The 1,211-nt window shown below is 45.6% G+C and carries 2 protein-coding genes; one reads left to right on the top strand and one right to left on the bottom strand.

Annotation, left to right across the window (positions count from 1 at the left end; translation table 11 throughout):
• Nucleotides 1–298, top strand: a 298-nt coding sequence (locus F6K37_RS43385) for a DUF423 domain-containing protein (RefSeq protein WP_287257340.1), incomplete at its 5' end; no start/stop codon positions are given.
• Between the two features lie 221 nt (nucleotides 299–519).
• Here F6K37_RS43385 and F6K37_RS43390 read toward each other — a convergent pair.
• A partial coding sequence (locus F6K37_RS43390; protein WP_287257341.1) for a glycosyltransferase family 2 protein occupies nucleotides 520–1,211 on the bottom strand: 692 nt, incomplete at its 5' end.

The following is a 1,211-nucleotide window of genomic DNA, read 5'->3' on the forward strand; positions in this document are numbered from 1 at the left end:
TAAAGAGAAACTGACCGAACGAGCATTGGAAATTTTTCAGACTGGTGCTCGCTATCAAATGTACCATGCTCTAGCGCTAATGTTGGTAGCCTTGTTGTTGAGCCGTGCAGAAGTAGCACAAACCTCCCTTACCGTAGCTGGCTCAGCTTTTATCGCTGGAATTGCAATTTTTTCTGGCAGTTTGTACGCCCTGAGTTTAACCGGGATCAAGTGGCTAGGAGCGATCGCACCATTAGGTGGTGCAGCGTTGATCTTGGGATGGGGTTGTTTAGCGATCGCAGCTTTCTCTTTCCAGTAATCACTAAATATTTTAGGGAACAGGGAAGAGGGAACAGGGAACAGGGAACAGGGAACAGGGAACAGGGAACGGGAAATAACGAATTTAAATGCAAATCAGCTTAACTATTTTCTTGACTTTCAACCTTGGCCAAAAGGCCACGCGATCGCGTTCAACCTTCAACTTTTAACATTAAAATTTAAACCTTCAACCTTCAACATCTAACCTTCAACCTTAAACCTTCAACCTTCCATATCCCGCTCAGCAGCATAAACACCTTGGACGTTATACCAGTTAAGGAAAATTCGGGCAATTTCTAAAGCTAGCTGGGATTTACCTCGGTCAATTAGCCATTGTAAAAAGGGAGCCATGGTGCGTTCGTTGAGTCGTCCACCTAAAGACAGAATCCCCCAGAGTAATCGGTGTAGCCAGGTCATCTGAATCATCATCCTGACTTCCCAGGTAGGGTGCTTCCGGTAAAATAACACACCCATACGCCCCCGTTGAATTTCCCGGTCAATCATCCGGGGAATTTGGTCGAGGCTAAAGGGAGGATGCCAATGATAACCTACCGCTTCGGGACATTTAATCAGTTTTAAGCCCAGCTGTTTGAGTCGGACACCTAGTTCTAAGTCTTCCCAGCCATAGAGTTGGAAGAGAGTATCAAAGAGTCCAGCTTCTAAGAGCCATTTTCGTGCGATCGCAACATTCCCCGTCGCAAAATAGGCAGCAGAGAAATCAGTAATTTTATAGGGTTCGCTGGTAGGGTCGTCGAAATTACAGGTATTGATCACCCAACCGTAAGTGAATAAGCGATCGCATCCCAGACGCTGCTGTGCCTGTACCAAAGCATCAGCATGAGACTGGAGGAAATGCTCAGTAACTACTAAATCACTATCAATAAAGATAATTATTTCACCAAGCGCCTGCTTCA

The organism is Moorena sp. SIO4E2, assembly GCF_010671945.1.
Taxonomy (GTDB): domain Bacteria; phylum Cyanobacteriota; class Cyanobacteriia; order Cyanobacteriales; family Coleofasciculaceae; genus Moorena; species Moorena producens.